This is a genomic window from Mucilaginibacter sp. (assembly GCF_025362475.1).
Classification (GTDB): domain Bacteria; phylum Bacteroidota; class Bacteroidia; order Sphingobacteriales; family Sphingobacteriaceae; genus Mucilaginibacter.
This window is the reverse complement of record NZ_JANYGH010000059.1, coordinates 19636-39408: the sequence shown is the minus strand read 5'-3', so window position 1 is coordinate 39408 and position 19773 is coordinate 19636. Positions and strand designations below refer to the sequence as shown.

The 19773-nt window shown below is 40.6% G+C and carries 19 protein-coding genes; 6 read left to right on the top strand and 13 right to left on the bottom strand.

Annotated features, from left to right (window positions below; genetic code table 11):
• Positions 1–72: 72 nt before the first annotated feature.
• The 6 genes from Q0R88_RS20690 to Q0R88_RS20665 form a co-directional block, all read right to left on the bottom strand.
• Positions 73–624, bottom strand: a complete 552-nt coding sequence (locus Q0R88_RS20690; protein WP_295719897.1) for a hypothetical protein — start codon at positions 622–624, stop codon at positions 73–75.
• Positions 617–1336: a hypothetical protein gene (locus Q0R88_RS20685; RefSeq protein WP_295719894.1), complete on the bottom strand. Its 720-nt coding sequence runs from the start codon at positions 1334–1336 to the stop codon at positions 617–619. The genes Q0R88_RS20690 and Q0R88_RS20685 overlap by 8 nt, the downstream gene beginning before the upstream one ends.
• Positions 1337–1547: 211 nt before the next feature.
• On the bottom strand, positions 1548–1739 hold the full coding sequence (locus tag Q0R88_RS20680; RefSeq protein WP_295719892.1) for a cold-shock protein: 192 nt from the start codon (positions 1737–1739) through the stop codon (positions 1548–1550).
• Between the two features lie 117 nt (positions 1740–1856).
• The gene (locus Q0R88_RS20675; protein ID WP_295719888.1) at positions 1857–2375 is read right to left on the bottom strand and encodes a hypothetical protein; all 519 of its coding nucleotides are present in this window, start codon (positions 2373–2375) and stop codon (positions 1857–1859) included.
• Between the two features lie 180 nt (positions 2376–2555).
• Positions 2556–3323, bottom strand: coding sequence for a DUF4382 domain-containing protein (locus Q0R88_RS20670; RefSeq protein WP_295719885.1), 768 nt, complete (start codon positions 3321–3323; stop codon positions 2556–2558).
• A gap of 119 nt (positions 3324–3442) precedes the next feature.
• On the bottom strand, positions 3443–3787 hold the full coding sequence (locus Q0R88_RS20665; protein WP_295719883.1) for an MmpS family transport accessory protein: 345 nt from the start codon (positions 3785–3787) through the stop codon (positions 3443–3445).
• Positions 3788–4049: 262 nt separating this feature from the next.
• Between Q0R88_RS20665 and Q0R88_RS20660 the strand changes: the two genes are divergently transcribed.
• Positions 4050–4505: a GNAT family N-acetyltransferase gene (locus Q0R88_RS20660; protein WP_295719881.1), complete on the top strand. Its 456-nt coding sequence runs from the start codon at positions 4050–4052 to the stop codon at positions 4503–4505.
• 25 nt (positions 4506–4530) lie between these two features.
• On the top strand, positions 4531–5325 hold the full coding sequence (locus tag Q0R88_RS20655) for a GNAT family N-acetyltransferase (protein WP_295719879.1): 795 nt from the start codon (positions 4531–4533) through the stop codon (positions 5323–5325).
• Positions 5326–5412: 87 nt separating this feature from the next.
• On the opposite strand, the gene Q0R88_RS20650 is transcribed toward Q0R88_RS20655, so the two are convergent.
• From Q0R88_RS20650 to Q0R88_RS20640, 3 genes are all read right to left on the bottom strand, one after another.
• Positions 5413–6243: an energy transducer TonB gene (locus Q0R88_RS20650; RefSeq protein WP_295719877.1), complete on the bottom strand. Its 831-nt coding sequence runs from the start codon at positions 6241–6243 to the stop codon at positions 5413–5415.
• A gap of 205 nt (positions 6244–6448) precedes the next feature.
• Entirely contained in the window at positions 6449–7273 is an 825-nt protein-coding gene (locus Q0R88_RS20645) for an energy transducer TonB (protein WP_295719874.1), read from the bottom strand.
• Positions 7274–7525: 252 nt separating this feature from the next.
• Positions 7526–8371: an energy transducer TonB gene (locus Q0R88_RS20640; RefSeq protein ID WP_295719871.1), complete on the bottom strand. Its 846-nt coding sequence runs from the start codon at positions 8369–8371 to the stop codon at positions 7526–7528.
• 295 nt (positions 8372–8666) lie between these two features.
• On the opposite strand from Q0R88_RS20640, the gene Q0R88_RS20635 reads away from it, so the two are divergent.
• Together Q0R88_RS20635 and Q0R88_RS20630 are read left to right on the top strand one after the other, a co-directional pair.
• The gene (locus Q0R88_RS20635) at positions 8667–9023 is read left to right on the top strand and encodes a hypothetical protein (protein WP_295719869.1); all 357 of its coding nucleotides are present in this window, start codon (positions 8667–8669) and stop codon (positions 9021–9023) included.
• A 195-nt stretch (positions 9024–9218) separates the two neighbouring features.
• The gene (locus Q0R88_RS20630) at positions 9219–10526 is read left to right on the top strand and encodes an ammonium transporter (RefSeq protein ID WP_295719866.1); all 1308 of its coding nucleotides are present in this window, start codon (positions 9219–9221) and stop codon (positions 10524–10526) included.
• Positions 10527–11044: 518 nt separating this feature from the next.
• On the opposite strand, the gene Q0R88_RS20625 is transcribed toward Q0R88_RS20630, so the two are convergent.
• The 3 genes from Q0R88_RS20625 to Q0R88_RS20615 all read right to left on the bottom strand — a co-directional run bounded on the left by Q0R88_RS20625 (position 11045) and on the right by Q0R88_RS20615 (position 14644).
• Entirely contained in the window at positions 11045–11641 is a 597-nt protein-coding gene (locus Q0R88_RS20625) for a DUF4468 domain-containing protein (RefSeq protein ID WP_295719865.1), read from the bottom strand.
• A gap of 125 nt (positions 11642–11766) precedes the next feature.
• Positions 11767–12837, bottom strand: coding sequence for a porin (locus Q0R88_RS20620; RefSeq protein ID WP_295719863.1), 1071 nt, complete (start codon positions 12835–12837; stop codon positions 11767–11769).
• Positions 12838–13021: 184 nt separating this feature from the next.
• Positions 13022–14644, bottom strand: coding sequence for an ammonium transporter (locus Q0R88_RS20615; protein ID WP_295719860.1), 1623 nt, complete (start codon positions 14642–14644; stop codon positions 13022–13024).
• A gap of 610 nt (positions 14645–15254) precedes the next feature.
• Between Q0R88_RS20615 and Q0R88_RS20610 the strand changes: the two genes are divergently transcribed.
• Complete coding sequence (locus Q0R88_RS20610; protein WP_295719858.1) at positions 15255–17429, top strand: glutamine synthetase III; 2175 nt, start codon at positions 15255–15257, stop codon at positions 17427–17429.
• Positions 17430–17525: 96 nt separating this feature from the next.
• Positions 17526–17723: a hypothetical protein gene (locus Q0R88_RS20605; protein ID WP_295719856.1), complete on the top strand. Its 198-nt coding sequence runs from the start codon at positions 17526–17528 to the stop codon at positions 17721–17723.
• 201 nt (positions 17724–17924) lie between these two features.
• Here the strand turns inward: Q0R88_RS20605 and Q0R88_RS20600 are convergent, their stop codons facing one another.
• The gene (locus tag Q0R88_RS20600) at positions 17925–19706 is read right to left on the bottom strand and encodes a chloride channel protein (RefSeq protein WP_295719854.1); all 1782 of its coding nucleotides are present in this window, start codon (positions 19704–19706) and stop codon (positions 17925–17927) included.
• Between the last annotated feature and the right edge of the window lie 67 nt (positions 19707–19773).

Sequence of the window (19773 nt, the reverse complement as noted above, 5' to 3'; positions counted from 1 at the left end):
TCCTTTTGCGTAAAAGAGTAGCGCACCCGAAGTGTCAAGAAATCGCAGGAGCCAGCCTTCCAAAAACCAACATCACCCCTTATCAATCTCGCTAACCCGTATGGAAAGAATCCCAAATGCAAAAGTGAGCGACACAAAAACCAGTTGGTATATTAATAAAAACAGCAGCATGCTATAATTTAACATGGCCGAGGATGATGACTGGATAACCGTATGCACATCATCACGGCCCCATTCCTTAATTAAATTGGCTTTACTGCCCATTTCCTGCAGCCCTTGTTGAAGTTCACCCTGGGGCCACACCGGGAAAAATAGGGGCTTTGAGTCTTTATACCCAACAACATATTGGTTAAAAAGAAACAGGTAAAGAAACAGGGTGACCCCAAAGGTTACTATAGAAACAATAGCCAACCGATTGATTGTTTTTATGGGAAGGGATTTGAAAAAGCCGGAGTTGAACCTCAATATTAATAGCGTAAATACCCCAAAAGATTCTATTATGCCGCAAAACAGGTATTTTGAACTATCGGGCGGTACCCCTATGTTGCTTAAAAGCACGCCCAAACCGGGAATAGTTGCAAACACTCCTGAGCCGGTTTTTAAAATGGCTTTCCATTTATTCATTTTGAAAATCCGCGGTTACTTTTTGAGTTGGCTCTGTATCCATAGGCCTGGTATAATGGGTACGGATCAAAAATTTATTACCCAATTTAAATACCACTGTATAAACTGTTTCATCAATAGTTACAGAAGTATTTGTTTGATCGCTATCGACCATATAATCGCTTAAAGATTCGATATGTTCTTTCCACGGAGTGTTTTCAAATTTGCTTTTCCAAATTCTATGCGGCACTAAATATACACTGGCCCTTTGCGGCTGCGACTGAAGCATTAGTTTTATCCTCATGTTAATACCGCCATATTTAACAACCTGCATCTCGCGGCCCCACCAAACAGCCCAACAAGTGAGCATTTTATGCTGATCATAAATTTTCCTGGGGATACGAACCTTAATTAAAAAGCCGACGGAATCCTTATCGATCACCCTTGCTAAATCATGATACCAGTTTATTTCGGGGGTATTATAGGTGAGGGCAAAGCCTTGAAGCGTACCTGCGCCTTTTATTTTCGAAGTTGGGTTAACGTGTAAAAAGGCTGTTATAACGGAGTCTGTTTTAAGTGTGGTATCAGGGTTACTAACCCAGGTATTATAAATTGAATCCAGTTGGCTGGCATAAAACCTAAGGCTATCAGTTTGCGAAAAGCCCTTTAAGCTATATGCCAGCATAAAGACCAAAAGAATAGCAGCTCTTTTTAAAACACATTGAAAAGTCATACTAATAGGCTTAAGAGGGCAGACTGTTTAATATTTCAACTATTTATAATCCATTGAATATTAATCTAATATAAATCATAAAAAGGATACTTGCAACCTTTTTTTACCCTATTGCCAGCAGCCGCGTGCCGCCCATTTCGCCAAAATATAAGGGCATAAAAAAAGCCCTCTCCCAAAAGGAGAAGGCTTCATGAATGGTTATAATAGAGTATTAAACTATTTTTACATTTACGGCATTAGGGCCTTTACGACCTTCTTCTACGTCAAAACTAACTGAATTGCTTTCGCGAATGTTGTCAATTAAACCTGAAGAGTGTACGAAAATTTCGCTTCCACCATTATCTGGGGTGATAAATCCGAAACCTTTTTCGTCATTAAAAAATTTTACTGTTCCTTGTTGCATTATATTGTATTTAATAAGCTGCAAAGGTAAACATAATTTATGACATTTTTACTATTGGTAAATTTATTTAAGTTTTTGTTAAATTAATCCACAAAGGTCATTAGGAAACAAACTCATTTAATCTTTGTGACCATGACCGTGCCCATTACCATGTCCCTGGTCGTCATCATCGCCATGCTTGTCTTTTTTATATTTTTGCTTGTCCCAGCCTTTGTGCTTACCATTATCCCAATGATCGCGATATTTATCATCGCGGCTATCACGGATAACAACCTGGTCGCGGCGGCCTCGGTAAGCTGCATACCGGGTACGGTAAACATCATTTCTTACCCATGGGTTGCGTTCATTTATAACAACTTTATAGCCGTGGTAAAGATCGTAATTACCATACCTGGCCGGCAATACGGTTGTTCTGGTCCATGAATTACTTTGATAATAAATGTATTGATGTGTGGGTACAGAATAGTATACGTCAATATCAGGCATGTAATAATAATCGGCATGATCATAGCCAACTGGGCCCCACTCGGGCTGGCTGCCAATATTAACACCCAGGCTAACACTAATCTGCGCTTCAGCAGCTTTAAAACTAAGACAGCCTAATAAAATGGCTGCGGTGAAAATTAATTTTTTCATATAAGGTGAATTTATAGTTATGACATGATGCAGGTTAAATGGTTTGATGTGCACTTAACTTATTTTGAATAAAAATCGGCAGTGGATTGTATTTGTCAAATAAAAAAGTCGTTCAGTTGAAATATACCGGCAATATTTTATTCAACTAAACGACCTTAAATTCTTTGTGTTATAGCAATATTACTGTGCTATAGTAACTACACCAACATCTTTAACAGCACCATTTGTAATTACTACGTTATTAATGCTTTTAACTAAAAATGGGGTTAACGGTACAAAGTCAATTTTATAAGTTCCGGATGCTAAACCCGGGAAATAGAATTTGCCCGTAGCATCTGTAACTGTACCAACGGTATCTGTACCTTTAATGGCGTAAACCATCGGGCTGGAGGCCGCCGGAATAACTACCCCAACCATGGCACCAGATACTTCCTGGGGTATAGCGCGGATTACTGGTTTTAAAATATATTTTCCGTTGCCGGTAGTTACAATTGACTTTGCAGCATCAAAATCAAGCAACAGGGTATAAGCAATACCTGCTTTAAGGTCATTCTGTACTTTAAGCTTTACACCTGATGTTTGCCCGCTTGGGGTTTTAAGATCATATGAAACACCATTTACAACTACCCTGTTTCCGCTATCATTCAAAACAAGGCGAACTTCCTGCAACCTGCCCGCAGGTACATCCTGTGCGGCCAGCAACGTATCTTTACCTAACCTAAAGTTCAATATGTTAATTGGTTTGCCATTTACTGCTAAATGACTTTCGACACCTGCTGATAAAACAACTATTTCTTTAACATTTAGTATAACGGCATCATAGGCACCGGGGGCATCGGTCATTTTAACACTCATATGTGTTTTTGAACCAGCATTATCACCACCTTTTTTACAGGCCGTAAAAGCCAAACTGGCCATGGCAAATCCCAATAAAAGTTTTCTTCTCATTTTTAATGTGGTTTTTATAATCAATCAAACACACTGAATATCAATGCATTTGCAAACGGATTAAATTTTAATATTGTTAAACAAATCAATTTGATCTGAAATAACAACAAAGGTTATTGTTAAGGCAACACGGTTGAAATAGCGATATTGCTAACTGCGCCATTGCTTTGTGCCGATTGATTACCGTCAATGAAGATTTTACCACCAACCGGGCTGCCATCACTACTAATTACAGTTAATTTAAGCACCAAACCATGTTTGCTTGATGGGAAACTAATAGTCCAGCTTGCATCTTCATTATTCTGAGATTGAACATTTCCATTCTGATCGGTGTAGGTAACGTTGGATTTACTTGAACCCTGGATAGTATATTTTACAGTATGGGTGCTATTGCCATCTTTTTTACAGGAAAAAGTAAAAACTGAAACCAACGCGAGGACGGAAAAAAGCAGTATTTTTTTCATGAGCTTAATAATTTTATATTCTTTTATAACATTATTGTTACAGGCGCCAGTTTACAAATGCGATGCCAGCGCTTAATATTATGTTAACCTACTCACATGCAATCCAATAACACGAGCGCTCAATTGGGTCTAAATCTCCTGTAATGTATTTTATTTAGGTCATTTTGATTAATAAGCACCATTAATTTAGGGATTGAGGAATGTTTTACTTTTTAGCTTTACCCCTCCCTCCTTTTTTCCAGCTTATTATATTTTTGCATCAATGAAAACAATCAGCATAACCAGGACCACCAGTGACAACCCCGATTTCCGCAACCTTACCCGCGAACTGGATGCCGACCTGCGCGACCGCAACGGCGATATCATGAATCTGTACGATCAGCATAACGTAATAGATCAAATAGATACCGTGGTACTTGCTTATTTAAATGATGCCCCGGCTGGCTGCGGATGCTTTAAAGGATTTGATGCCGATGCGGTGGAAATTAAAAGAATGTTTGTACGCCATAACGCGCGAGGAAACGGCATAAGTACCATGATACTAAAAGAACTGGAAACCTGGGCATTTGAATTAGGTTATCAATATACCGTGTTGGAAACCGCCAGTAAACAACTGGAGGCACATGGCTTGTACCGAAAATCGGGCTACGTACAAACCTCCAATTACGGCGTGTATGTTGGCTTGCCCGATAGCCTTTGTTTCAGAAAGGTTTTGTAGGGATTGATATTTTAAAAATAGGTAAATGGAAGTTCAGCCCCTGAATGATAACGACGTAAACCTGCTTGGTGACTTGCAACCGAGTGGCTGGCCCAATATTATACCAAGCTTCCGCTTTTACACGGCTTCGTCTTTTTGCTTCCCTATAAAAATAATTATCGACGGTAAAATTGCCGGCATCGGCGCAACAATCATTCACCATAAAATAGCGTGGCTGGGCCATATATTTGTCCATCCGGAATACAGGGGTAAAGGAATTGGCGGCTATATTACCCAAACCCTGGTTGATAAGGCCAAACAACACCATTGCGAAACAATTAATTTAATTGCAACCGACCTTGGAGCCCCCGTTTACGCAAAAGCCGGCTTTATCACAGAAACCGAATACCTTTTTTTCAAAGACATTCATATAGCATCAGCACGTTCGCCTCATGTTATACCCTATAAAGAAGAATTCAGGGAACAAATTGCATACATTGACTACTTAACCTCACAGGAAAACAGGATGTTTTTCTGTGAGGAACATCTTACCCGCGGATTGGTGTATTGCAGCAATAATATGGTTGAAGGTTTTTATCTGCCCACCCTTGGCGAAGGCTTAATCATCGCCAATAACCCGGATGCAGGAATTGAACTGCTGAAAGCACATCTCAATGCCAACGATAAAGTTGCTTTCCCTAAAGATAATTTATGCGCTGCTACATTTTTGTATGAAAGAGAATTTAAAGAGATTCGTACCGCCAAACGAATGATATTGGGTAAACCAAGGAATGTAATACTCTCCAATATCTATAACAGAATAGCAGGAAATATTGGTTAAATGAAAAGCCCCCGCATAACGGAGGCTACAACCACACCACTTATTCACCACTATCACACACGCCCCCCCGCAACCTGAAACCCGATCCTAATTATCTGCTAACTGAAAATTCATCGGTATTACATACTTAACCCGTACCGGCCGCCCGTTTTGGATACCGGGTTTCCACGCTTTGGCCAGCTTTAATACCCGTGTAGCCTCCTCATCAAATCCGTAACCTGCGCCGCGCTCAACTACTATGTTGGATAAATGACCATCCTTTTCTATAACAAAACTTAAAAACACCCTACCCGATATACCCTGCTCCTGTGCAACGGCGGGGTATCTGAGGTTCTTTTGCAAAAACTTACTCCAAGCTGCGGCACCACCTACAGGCTCGGGCATAGCTTCAAGTCCTTCGCCACCGGCGTCGTAAATATGTTCATCTATTTTAACGGCATCGCCGCCCCCACCTGTTCCTGTTTCAGGTTTAATAACATTATCACCACCGGCAGGTCCTTTAGCATCTTGCGGACCAATAGCATCTTTTATATCCGCAATAACCGGTGGCTGCTCAACCGGCTCATACGGCACAATCACCGGAGTAACAAACCCAATTGCAGGTACAGGGGGAGACACCTTTGCAGGTTCAACATGCTTAATAACCTCGGGCTTTTTAATCTCCGGATCTATAATTTTAGATACAGGCGGCAGAATTCGAAACTCAGGACCTATATAAACCGTGTTTGCAGGCTTAGGTTTAAAAATAACGCTCGCCGCTATTAAAACAGCAAGCCCGGCAAAGGTTAAGCCCATGGCTTTGCTCATGGTACGGCTATAATGCTGCCTTAGTTCGTAAGCGCCGTATGCTTTGTTACGATGGTCAAATACAAGGTCGAGCCACTCGGCATTGTACAAATTAAATTTCGAAATACTCATCTCAAACAAATTAAGTTTCTTTTAAATCAAATATACAGAATTATATTTCACTAAATCAACATTATTAAATTTTTATTTTGAGATACATAGATTTTATGTGCATTAATTTTGTTTACATAAAAAAGCCCCCGTATAATACGGAGGCTACCACCACACTACTTATCTACCATCATCACACACGAGCCTCGCAACCCGAAACCCGATCCTAATTATTATCAGCCAACTGAAAATTCATTGGTATTACATATTTAACGCGTACTGCCTGCCCATTTTGCATACCGGGTTTCCAGGCCTTGGCCAGTTTTAAAACACGTGAAGCTTCCTCATCAAATCCAAAACCTGCACCACGCTCAACCTTTATATTTGATAGCTGACCATCTTTTTCGATAACAAAACTCATATATACCTTGCCCGATACACCCTGCTCCTGTGCCACTACAGGAAATCTCAGGTTTTTTTGCAAAAATTTGCTCCAGGCAGCTGCGCCCCCTACCGGTTCGGGCATTACTTCAACCCCATTAATGTCATGTACAGTATTATCAACCACGGGGCCGCTCCCGGTACCAACCGGTCCTTTATCTGCAATTACATTTCCCGGCTTATCGTCTCCTTTGCTTTCTACACTTCCAATAGTACTTGCCTGTAACTCTGCAGTGGTATGCGGCTGAACAACAGGATCATTGGCAACTACCACCGGCGGTGGGCTTGCCAGGGTTTTGATATGTTCAACAGGCTTTGGAGCATCTTCTGCTTTAGCCTGTTTTGGTTTTTCAATTAATTTTTCCTGCTTAAACGTTTTCATATCCAATATCGGCACATCGCGTATAACCAGTATCTCTCCTGGTTTGGGTTTAAAAACAATGCTGGCAATTACTAAAACAGCAAGCCCCGCAAAGGTTATTCCCATGGCTTTCGTCATGGTACGCCCGTAGTGCTGCCTTAATTCATAAGCACCGTATTCTTTGTTACGACTGTCAAATACAACGTCGAGCCACTCGGCTTTGTACAAATCAAATTTTGTGATAAGCATAGTTTTAAGAATTAAATTTTATCTATAACGAATATACATACTTTATATTTTACAAAACATAAAATTATCGCACTTATTTAAAAAATAAATTTCATCAAAATTTCATCTTCAAAAATATGCTTACCGCTCAATCGTTCCTTCGCGACGGACTTGAAAAAGGTTTAGAGACGCCAATGTACTTAACAACAAAAAAGCCCCGCATTATACGGGGCTAAAAAACTATTACTCAATACCATTCACCACAATGGCTACTCACTGTTCAGCTAACTGAAATTTAATAGGTATTACATATTTAACACGTACAGCCTGGCCATTTTGTACACCAGGTTTCCAGGGCTTAGCCAGCTTTAGTACCCTTAGTGCTTCTTCATCAAACCCAAACCCTGCACTATGTTCAACTGCTATGTTTGATAACCTACCATCTTTTTCAATAACAAAACCCATGATTACTCTGCCGGATACACCTTGTTCCTGGGCCGTAATGGGGAAACGTAAATTTTTTTGTAAAAAACCGCTCCACGCTGATGGGCCGCCAACCGGCTCCGGCATCACTTCCAGGCCGCCAAAATCATGTATGGTATTATCTGCCACAGGAACAACCACCGGGGCGGTACCGGTACCTCCTTTGGTTCCAGAATTATCCAGTACGTTTTCAATACCTCCACTTCCGGCAACCTTAACATCGGCGTTGCCAATAGCGCCTTCAATTTTGCTAATTACGGGCGGCTCTTCGGTTGGCCCTTTGCTAACAATTACCGGGGTAACAAACCTGGTAGTTGATACAGGCGGAGCAGATTTAACCGGAGGAGCCGGCGCTGCAGGTTTTGGCGGTTCAATGGGCTTTACTGGCTCAACGGGCCGGCTAAGCTGCGGGGTAAGATCAACCATTGTTATTTTTACAAGTTCGGGTGGTTTGGGCTTTAAGATCAGGCTGAGCGCTACAAACAATGCGACGCCTGCCAAAGTTATAGCAAGGGCTTTTGCCAAAGTACTCTTATAATGCTGCCTTAATTCATAAGCACCGTATGCTTTATTACGATGGTCAAATACAAAATCGAGCCACTCGATTTTGTATAAATCAAATTTGGCCGAATGCATTTTGTTAAGAATTAAATACAATTATATAACGAATGTACATTCATAATATTTCGCAAAAATCGAAATATTCCTACCCCAATAGCCCATTTATGACCCGTAAACCAGCCTCGATAAATTTTATGAATATTCTTTATTCATTAACAAATAATCAATAAACCATTTAATTTTTACATTATTTTAATAAATTATCAAATTAAAAAGACAAAATCAATACATAATTACCATATAAACAGATAAAAGATTAAAATATTTATAAAAAAAACACGTTTATTTTAATTTTTTACTACTTTTAGACATGGTTAACAGGCTTTATCGATTTACTGCCTTATTTTTTCTACTCTTTTCCGGGTTTTCAGCCTCGGCAAGGGGAGCATTATACCATATTAACCACAAAGACGAAAAAAAATCCACTGTATCGGCTACAACAGCTCATCATAATCCATATAATTATGACGCTATCCTTAACAATGTACCGGTACAGCTTATCAACCTGCAACAGCACAGGGGTGCCTACCCGCTGCATGGCATTTATATAAGCCCCAATTTTTACACTATACATGTAAAGTATCTCAACTTTGTTTGCGGCGGGGGCACCAGCGAACTATCGCGTTTCCGCAAACTCATCCTTTTTCCGTTTCATGATTTCTGGTAGCAGATAAAACAGTTTCATCCGTTTGCGCTGATTACGCAGCCGGATTTTATTGTTTTTTAAAAAATTTAGTTTTAATACTGATGGCATTTTGATTGGGTGCCTCATTCAGTATTAGTTTTTGAAACTGCCCGGTATTTTGATTGGGTACCGGGCAGCTTCTTTAAATTTTATTAACTCTTCCCTAAAACCCGAAGCATGAAAAAATTCATACCATTTGGCATACTTTTACTTATAATCGTATTAGCCCTTGTATTTCCATCTGTTACCTTAACAACTATTAAAGACAGTAAAATTGATACGGGCGATACCGCCTGGCTATTAGTTAGTACTGCTCTTGTATTGATCATGACACCTGGCCTTGCCTTTTTTTATGGCGGTATGGTGAGCAAAAAAAACGTACTCTCCACCATGCTTCAAAGCTTTGTGTGTATGGGCGTAATTACTGTAATATGGGTTATTTTCGGTTTCAGCCTTGCATTTGGTGATTCCATTGGCGGTTTCATTGGCGATCCGCGTACCTTTTTTATGATGAAAGGCACCCTGGGTAATGCTACCTGGAAACTTGCCCCTACTATTCCGTTGGTATTATTTGCCATGTTCCAGTTAAAATTCGCGGTTATTACCCCCGCGCTAATCACCGGCGCCTTTGCCGAGCGGATCCGTTTTAACTCCTATGTTATTTTCCTTTGCCTGTTCATGATATTTATTTACGCCCCACTGGCCCACTCCACCTGGCACCCGGATGGCTTTTTATTCGGAAAAGGTGTACTTGACTTTGCCGGTGGTACAGTAGTACACATGAGCGCAGGCTGGGCAGCGCTTGCATCAGCTTTATATCTAAAAGGCCGTAACGAAATATCACATAGTCCGGCCCGTATAAGCTACGTACTATTAGGTACAGGTTTATTATGGTTTGGCTGGTTTGGCTTTAATGCTGGCTCTGCATTAGGTTCTGGTACACTTGCAGCAACTGCATTGGCTACTACAACCACAGCATCTGCCGCAGCAGCGATGGCCTGGATGTTTTTCGATATCCTTCGCGGTAAAAAACCAGGTGTTTTAGGTGCCTGTATTGGTGCCGTTGTGGGCCTGGTGGCTATTACACCTGCGGCCGGCTTTGTAACCATCCCCCACTCGTTAATTATTGGTATTGTTGCAGCTGTGGTGAGCAACCTGGTAGTTATCTGGAGAAGCAAAACCAGCATTGATGATACGCTGGATGTATTTCCGTGCCATGGTGTAGGCGGTATGGTAGGTATGTTGTTAACCGGCGTATTTGCTCATCAAAACGTAAACGCGGGTAACACAACCGGCAATGGCTTGTATTACGGCGAAACACATTTATTCTTCCTGCACCTGATAACTTTAGTAGGTGTATCGGCATTCGCGTTCTTTGGCTCATTAATCCTGTTAAAAGTAACAGACATGATCAGCACATTACGTGTAACTCCCGAAGAAGAGATGGCAGGTTTGGACCTTAGCCAGCACGATGAAGGGTTGTAATTTTTATAATAATATCAATTGTTCCTGATTTTATCAAACCCTAATTAAACTAACAAAACAACAAACAAATTTTAAAAAATGCTTTGTCAAACCAATAACACAAAGAATTAACGTTTTTATTATTATCTCGCCAGATTAATAATAAACTAAAGCCGTCCCAAATTAAAGGGGCGGCTTTTTTATTGACACGAATTTGGCGAATGTAAAAGGGACGAATTTCACTAAGAGAACCTACTTCATTACCTACTTTTCCAATCTACCGTGAAGACACTCCCTTCAGATCTTAACAATAAATAAAACCGATTGCCATTTCGACCGAACCAGCTGGGAATTGAGCGTGCGGGATGAGGAGAAATCTTCTACACCGTGCATCTCGATATACAAAGCCTAAATACAGGGTGCAGAAGATTTCTCTTTCGCGCTCCCGCTCTTTAGCCTCTCTTGCTCAATCGAAATGACAATCTATTTTATTAAAAAGTGCTTTCACAAAGCATTTCTGAATCAATGGGCCAGGCAACCTACCACTCCTTGGTCGATATCTTTTTGATCCCTTTATCGGTTTTTGGCAGCGATGAGGTTTTTAACATGTATGATTTTAATATCGCACCTACCTGGCGGCTGTTTTGCAGCACTTTATCCAGGTAAACCGCCAGATCCCTCTTGTCAACTTTATTTTTAGCCTCCTCTAATGGTATATTTACACCTGGTGTTGGCACATCAGCCCCATACCTATCGCGCTGGTACGGCGTATAAACAAAACCGGTAAACCAATAGCGGTATTTGGCATCCTTCACCTCTATCCTTAAAGTGTAGGTAATCTGGCCGCCAACGCTGCTTAATATCAAAGCCTTTTTAGCAACCATAAAACTACCGTTGCCTGTTAAAACACCCTGGGCTTCATCAGCCAAAGATAGTTTTATTTTGCTTTTTGGGGCCGCCGTTTTCATAAAATACAAACCCCTGCGGTACAGTGTATCTTTACTCAAATCGGCTTGCGCTACGGTTTGGTAATAAATATACTTGTTGTGCTCATCAAAAGCCAGTGAATCTGCTTGCTGTGCCGCTACGGTTTTAGCAAAAAAGATACACATCATGGCCACTATCAAATTTCTCATACGTTTAAAATAAGTATTATAAACAGCTGCGCCAAATTTAACCCGGGCATGCAGCTTTTGCTATAAAGATAAAAAGCCTCCCGGCTATCGGGAGGCTTTTCTAAAAATATTGCTTTACGTAAATTTTAGAAAGAATATACCGCCGCTAATACAAATTGCGAAGCGGATTTAGTACCGGTTAAACCGTCACTTTTAACAAATCCATCTATATTTTTGGTGTGATCCAACCTAAATTCTGGTATGAAATTTAAAGGACCAGCTTTAATATTAGCAGTTAAAGTAGAAGCAAATACTGAATTACCCGGAGCAATACCAATATCAGGACCACTGTTTGTTGCTTTTGCTTTAAAATACTCTTCTCTTAAACCAAAGGTAACTGTTTTTGAAACAGCCAACTGCGGATACAACGCGTAACCATAATAATTTAACGCGCCAGCACCTGTTTTTCTTGCAGCATTTAAGCCTAATTTAAAGGCATCAGTTATTTGGTAAGCTGTAGTTAAATCCAATACAGTACCAGAATATTTACCGCTTGCCAGGTTAATATAAGCTGTCCACCCTTTAACAGGGGCTAAAAATAACTGCGCACCAAAGGTTGATACTTCCGGAGTACCTGAATTTGATTTGTAGGTATTCCAGTTATCGTTAAACACACCAGCCATCAAGCTAACTTTATCAGAGAAAGCGTAAGTTGCCTTAAAGCCTGCATTTTGGAACGGGCCGGCACTAAACAAATATGATGTAGAATAGTTAAAATTGGCTGCCGGGCTAATAACTTCGTAACCAACAAATGTTGCCATATAACCTGCGGTTAAATTAAAGCTCGCAGTTACATCATATGAAACATATAAATTTTGAATATGATAGCTGGAGGTTCCTGCTGGTAAAGAGCCATAAAGCGCATCAGGAATTGATTGCTCCTGGCCACGCGGACCAAAAGACATTTCGCCAACAAAAGATGCTTTACCCACTTTTTTCTTCAAGCCCAGATCAATCATACCGATAGATACTGAATTTTGATCTGAGGCAAAAGAAGTTTGAATATTGGGACGCTTTGCAAAATCATATTTGTAATAAGTATCTACCGAGCCATAAATGACCAAAGGAGCATCTGAAGTGGTCTTCACCGTGTCCTGCGCTTTAACCGTAAAAGCGGCAATACTTAAGAATGATAAAAGTAAAAGTGTTTTTTTCATGATAACGATTTAATTGATTTGAATTTGATTTGGGTTGAATAAAGCTTCCCCATTAAGCTAATGCACAACATAGCCTTCAGGTAAAGCGGTTAAAATTTAAAAGATTAAGAAAAATACCTGTGCGGATGGTAAAACAGATGTCGGTAATGATTTAACCAACCGCACAAGGTATTATAGAATTTTATTATACTGTAGTTGGGGATTTTACACCTTTATCAAAAAGGCCGCTCAAGCTGATCTCGTCATCCTGAACCGGGTAAACTTCAATACCGTGATCAAATACATCGATACCACCGGCTCCTGTTTCGCCTTCTTCTTCAATGCGTAATTTCCATGGATGACCTAATTTATTGATCACAAACATCATTGCAAAAGTTACTATAAACACAGCTGCTGTAATGGTAAAGCTACCAATGGCTTGTGCTTTAAGTACGCCAAAGCCGCCACCGTAAAATAAACCTGTAACCGGTGCTGAATTATCAGCTCCTGTTGGTCCTGTAGCGCCAAACTGGCCAGATGCAAATAAACCTAATGATAATGTACCCCAGATACCGTTAAAACCGTGTACAGATACTGCACCAACCGGATCGTCGATACGGAACCATTCGATCAAATAAACACCACCAAAAATAATGAAACCAGATATACCACCAAGCAATATAGCACCAAGCGGGCTTACCCAGTAGCAAGGGCAGGTAATGGCAACTAAACCAGCAAGGAAACCATTAATAGTGAAAGCTAAATCAAACTTACCTTTGGTTGGGCCAAACCATAAAGCAGCAAGCATAGCAGTGAAACCACCGGCGCAGGCAGCAAGCGTAGTGTTGGCAGCAACACGGCCAATACCCTGCATATCCATTGCAGATAAAGTAGAACCAGGGTTAAAACCGTACCAGCCAAACCACAGGATGAAACCACCCACTGCAGCTACCAATAAGTTATGACCTGCAGGTAATCCACCTTTTTCTTTATCATCACGGGCAAAAATCCTACCCAACCGTGGGCCTAATACCATTGCACCCGCCAATGAAGCTACACCACCAATAGTGTGTACCACTGTTGAACCTGCAAAATCACGGAAAGGCTGAGCGCTGATGTGAGCTAAGAAGCCTGAAGTCCCCATTGTTGCAAGGAAACCATCCGGTCCCCAGGCCCAGTGACCAATTATTGGGTAAATAAAACCTGTAATACCTATACTGTACAAAATATCGCCACGGAAGCTGGTACGACCAATCATTGCACCAGAAACAATAGTTGAGCAAGTATCAGCAAAAGCGTACTGGAATATCCAGTGTGCCAAAACAGGGATACCTGTTGAACCGTAAGTATCAGGTGTGTTTTGCAGGAAGAACCAGTTAGTGATGGTTTTACCATCAGCACCCAATCCACCCCAGCCAATGAAACCGTTACCATTACCAAACATAAAGGCATAACCTATGGCATAAAATAACAAACCACAAAGGCAAGTATCAAAAATACACTCCATTAAAACGTTCACCGTTTCGCGTTTGCGGGCAAAGCCTGCTTCAAGCATAACGAAACCAGCCTGCATACCAAATACTAAAAAGGCTGCAACCAGCGTCCAAACCGTGTTAACTGTATTAATTAACGTGGTTTCATGAGCGGTGTATGTATCGGCAGCATGTGCCGATGTGCCAAATACACCTGGCAGAACCATCATTGCTGCAAATACCAGCAATAGGCCAATCATTTTTCCTGTTAGAATGGTAGCACCCAGCGCCCATTTCTCTCGTGTCAGCTGCCGGACTGAACTTAGGAGGTCTAATTTTGTAGAACTTACTTTCATTTGTTTTTTAATTTAGTTTGATTGTTTTTTAATAGTTTAATTTTAGTTTGATTGTCGTATTGTTAATTTGTTTGATTGCAAGGGATAAATTATCCAGAATTAACTCTCAAAAACACACTCTTTAGGTTTTGACCTATAAAATCTACATTCCTTTTGTAAAAAATATAATATTTATAGGGTTTCTGTAAATTATTTCCTGAAATTAGGTAGTATTTTTAACAATAACAAATTTTCGACAAAAAAAAGATCACAAAAAGTGTAAAAATTATAAAAATCATAATTCAAAAGTTAAAAACAGATTAAATTTTAATGAATTTCAAATTACAAAACGCAATAAATTCACATTAAATGAAAATAACACAAAAAATAAGATGATTTAAATCTTAAAGTTCCATTTTTTACCTGTTTTAGTTAAAAATAGTTAAAAAATTAACGCAAAAGGTAAGTTTTATGGCATTATGTAATAAAAATAAACTTTCAATTATATAAATGATTTATAAATCAGGCTGCCGTATATCACTTCCCTCTATTATATTTCAATTATTTTTAATGCTTATTTAAAGGATAGTTCTATTTTTGATTTTGCCTTTATTTTAAACCGCATATAATTATGTCTAACATTCGATTTAAAGCACTGCAGGACGTTCTGAGCAGAACCATACCTGAAGTTAAACCACCTGCTGCAAAAATCTCTGATTATTTTGGTGCCAATGTTTTTGATAAAAAGAAAATGAAGGAATACCTTTCAACAGAAGCATACCAGGGCATTGTTAATTCTATTGAAAAAGGCGAACCTATCCCACGTGATTTGGCAGAACAAATAGCATCTGCCATGAAATCATGGGCTTTGGGCAAAGGAGCAACACACTATACACACTGGTTTCAACCACTTACCGGCACAACAGCCGAAAAACACGACGCTTTTTTTGAACCCACTGCCGATGGCGGCGCAATTGAGCGTTTTAGCGGCGATGCTTTATCTCAACAGGAACCGGATGCATCCAGTTTCCCGAGTGGCGGCATCCGCAATACCTTTGAGGCCCGGGGCTATACCGCCTGGGATCCTTCATCGCCCGCGTTTTTAATGGCGCGTACTTTATGTATACCCACCGTATTTGTATCATACACCGGCGAGGCGCTGGATTATAAAGTACCATTATTAAAGGCTTTGAACGTTTTAGACAAAGCAGCGGTGGATGTTTGCCACTTTTTTGATAAAGGAATTGAGAAGGTAAATGCCTCTTTAGGTTTAGAGCAGGAATATTTTTTAGTTGATATCGCCTTATTTAATGCGCGCCCGGATATGTATTTAACCGGCCGTACCCTTTTTGGTCATATCTCGGCCAAAAACCAGCAGCTGGAAGATCATTACTTTGGCGCGATACCAGGCCGGGTATATGCCTACATGCAGGATATGGAAGCCGAAGCCCTATTATTGGGCATCCCATTAAAAACACGCCATAATGAGGTTGCACCGTCACAGTTTGAATGCGCCCCTATTTATGAGGAAATAAACCTGGCCATTGATCATAACCAATTACTAATGGACTTGATGGACCGCGTAGCCAGGCGACATAACTTTAAGGTGTTACTGCACGAAAAGCCATACGCCGGCATCAACGGATCGGGCAAGCATAATAACTGGTCGCTGATTACCAATACCGGTAAAAACCTGTTATCGCCAGGAAAAACGCCAAAGAACAACCTCATGTTCCTTACGTTTTTTGTGAATACCATAAAAGCGGTTTATGAACATGCCGACCTCCTGAGGGCATCCATTGCATCGGTGAATAATGACCACCGCCTTGGCGCTAATGAAGCCCCTCCTGCCATTATATCTATTTTCCTGGGCAGCCAGCTAAATGATGTACTGGATGAGATAGAAACCTCCAGGATCAGCAAAAAAATAAAAGAGGATAATTTATTATGGCAGGGCATCCCCAAGATCCCACAAATATTTCCTGATAATACCGACCGTAACCGTACATCGCCTTTTGCTTTCACCGGTAATAAGTTTGAGTTAAGGGCAGTGGGTTCTTCAGCCAATTCGGCCAGCCCAATGACCATTTTGAACCTTATTGTGGCCGATCAGCTTAAAAAGTTCAAATATGATGTTGATAAGCTGATAAAAAAAGGCGAAAAGAAGGATCTTGCCTTATTAATCGTTATTAAAAAATACATCAAGGAATCAAAAAATATCCGTTTTGAGGGCAATGGTTACAGCGATGAATGGGAAAAAGAAGCCGAAAAACGTGGCTTAGCCAATATAAAAACTACCCCGAAAGCGCTTGATGCATTTTTATCAGAAAAAGCGGAAGTACTGTTTGCCGAAACCGGCGTATTTACGCCACGTGAGGCTCATGCCCGCCACGAGATATTATTAGATAGCTTCTACAAAAAACTACAGATAGAAGCCCGCGTAATGGGTGAACTGGTACTCAACGTGATCATCCCGGCGGCGATCGCTTATCAAACCAAACTGGTTGAAAATGTAAAAGGACTAAAAGACCTTGGCATGGCCCCCTCAACTTATGAGGCTCAAATGGACATTATCAATAAGATATCTGAGCATGTGAACTTTATTAAAACCAATGTTGATCACATGGTTGAAGAGCGCAAAAAAGCAAATATCATTGAAGATATCCGCCAGCGTGCTATTGATTACGATGAAAAGGTAAAATCATTCTTCGCGCCAATCCGTTACCGGGTTGATAAGCTGGAGCAATTAGTTGATGACGGCATGTGGCCGCTGCCTAAGTTTAGGGAGTTGCTATTCATCAAATAATCACTCCACTAACTTCACGAATTGAAATAAAAACAAATTTTCCCGAATCATATTAATAGGGACTAAAAACCGCAAATTGAATTGAAATAAAATGCAATGAAAATCATAAAATTTTTATGTCTGTTTGTTTTAGTTATAGGTTTTCTTTCTATATCAATGTATTTTGGAGACAGACGAATGCATCCCGTAACGCATGATAAAACCTTTGCTATTGTAGGCGCTATGATGGTTATTACCTCATTACTGGTATTCATAATAGTCACCACAACTTCAAGCAAGAACCAAAAACGGTAATATAATTAATTCAATTTGCTAATGCCACTAATGTTGAGTTAGTGGCATTTTTGTTTCGCCCCCTTTCTGTCTCTTCACCATCTCCTTGAAAAGGGACCAAGAGACCGCTTACAATGTGTAAGGCTTTCAAGTTTGCTCTGTGTGCCCCCTCGGCGACCTGCTTAGTGGCATTCGTCTTTATTCGTGAAATTAGTGTATAATTTATGCAAATAAATCACTCGCCTTATGCTGCTCAATAATTGCCTCACGATACTTACTTAACAGGGCCGACTTGGATATAAAGCCAATAAACAAGTTATCTTTTGTTACCGGAAGCTGCCATACATCTATGGCATCAAAGGTTTCCATTACGCTGCTGGCTGGCTGCTCATAGTCAATTATTGTTGGCGGTACAATCATGATATCGGCAATGGTATTATCGGCTATCTCCTGGTTAAACAGGCGGCGGCGAATGTCATCAATCAGCACTACACCTTCCAGCCGGCCATCATCTTTCAATACGGGGAAAATATTGGCATCGGTTACCGCCAAAATCTTATAAAAATCATTAACTGTTGTTTGCTTGTCAACCGCAGTGTATTTTCTATTGATAACACTATCAAGCGTAATGGCATTCAGCATACTATAATCCTGTCCAGGATGAATGTTTTGCTCATGAATAAGGTGCTGCCAGTATATATTATGTGGCGACGACAACCGCGATATAATGTAGGAGATAGAGGATACAATCATCAGCGGAATAAATAAAACATACCCCCCGGTTATTTCGGCAATCAAAAATATGGCGGTGAGGGGCGCGTGCAGTACGCCGCTTAATGCCCCGGCCATACCTACAGCAATAAAATTACTGGTATTTAAATGAATAAGCCCTGTTGCATTTACACTATAAGCCACCAGCAAACCTAAAAACGCGCCGGTGAACATGGTAGGCGCAAATGAACCACCATTACCGCCCGAGCCTAAGGTGATACCTGCCGCTATGATTTTCATAAACACCAGCGACGCGATAAACAGGATCATGAGCATCGGCTGAGAAAGCCAGTCAGCAAATAATGATTCATCTTTTAGGGCATCAATATTGCCATTCAAAATCTCCTGCAGGTAATGGTAACCCTCGCCAAAAAGCTGCGGAAATAGCATAATAATACCCCCTAAAAACAAGCCGCCCAAAAGTGCCCGCACATAGCGGTTTTGTTTTTTCAGGATACCGCCCTCCAGTTTGCCGCCTACCTTATTAATATATAAGGCCATCCATCCGCTAAACAAGCCTAGCAAAATATAAAAAGGAATTGCAGTAACTACCCAGCCCTCGGTAACCAGGTGAAAAAGCTGACCAGAATATAATAATTTAGAAACCACCACACCTGTAGCTGATGCTATCAATAAAGGTATAAATGTAGGTATGGTTATCTCGCCTATTAATATCTCCAATGAGAACAATACCCCCGCTATAGGGCTGTTGAATACTGCCGCTATGCCAGCCGACGCTCCTGCAGCCAGTAATACCGTTTTTTCGTAGGGACTGAGTTTAAAAAATTTGCCCACATTGGAGCCTATGGCGGCACCGGTAGCCACAATGGGTGCTTCCAAACCTGCCGAGCCACCAAAGCCCACGGTTAACGAACTGGTTACTATATGCGAGTAAATATTATTTACCCTGATGTTTGATCTGTTCTTTTTAATATTGACCAAAATACTGCCTATGCCTTTTTGAATTTTATCGCGGTTGATGAGATGCTGCCAGGCTACGGCCAAAAAAATACCCAGTGCGGGCAAAAACACATAAGCGATATGATAATACAGGTGCGATGAGATGCTGTGGCTCACATCCTCCATAAAATGCACCAGAAACTTTAACGCGATGGCTGCAAGGCCTCCAAAAAAGCCCACAAACACACTGCAATAAATTAAAAAGTTACGCTGGCTGTTTCGCCTAAGGCGCCAGCGGTTTATTTTATAGGAGATGGATTTTAATATCAACACAGATTTCACGAATTAAGTCGAATTAACACCAATTCCACCGCACATGGCAAGTTATACATTTTGAAAA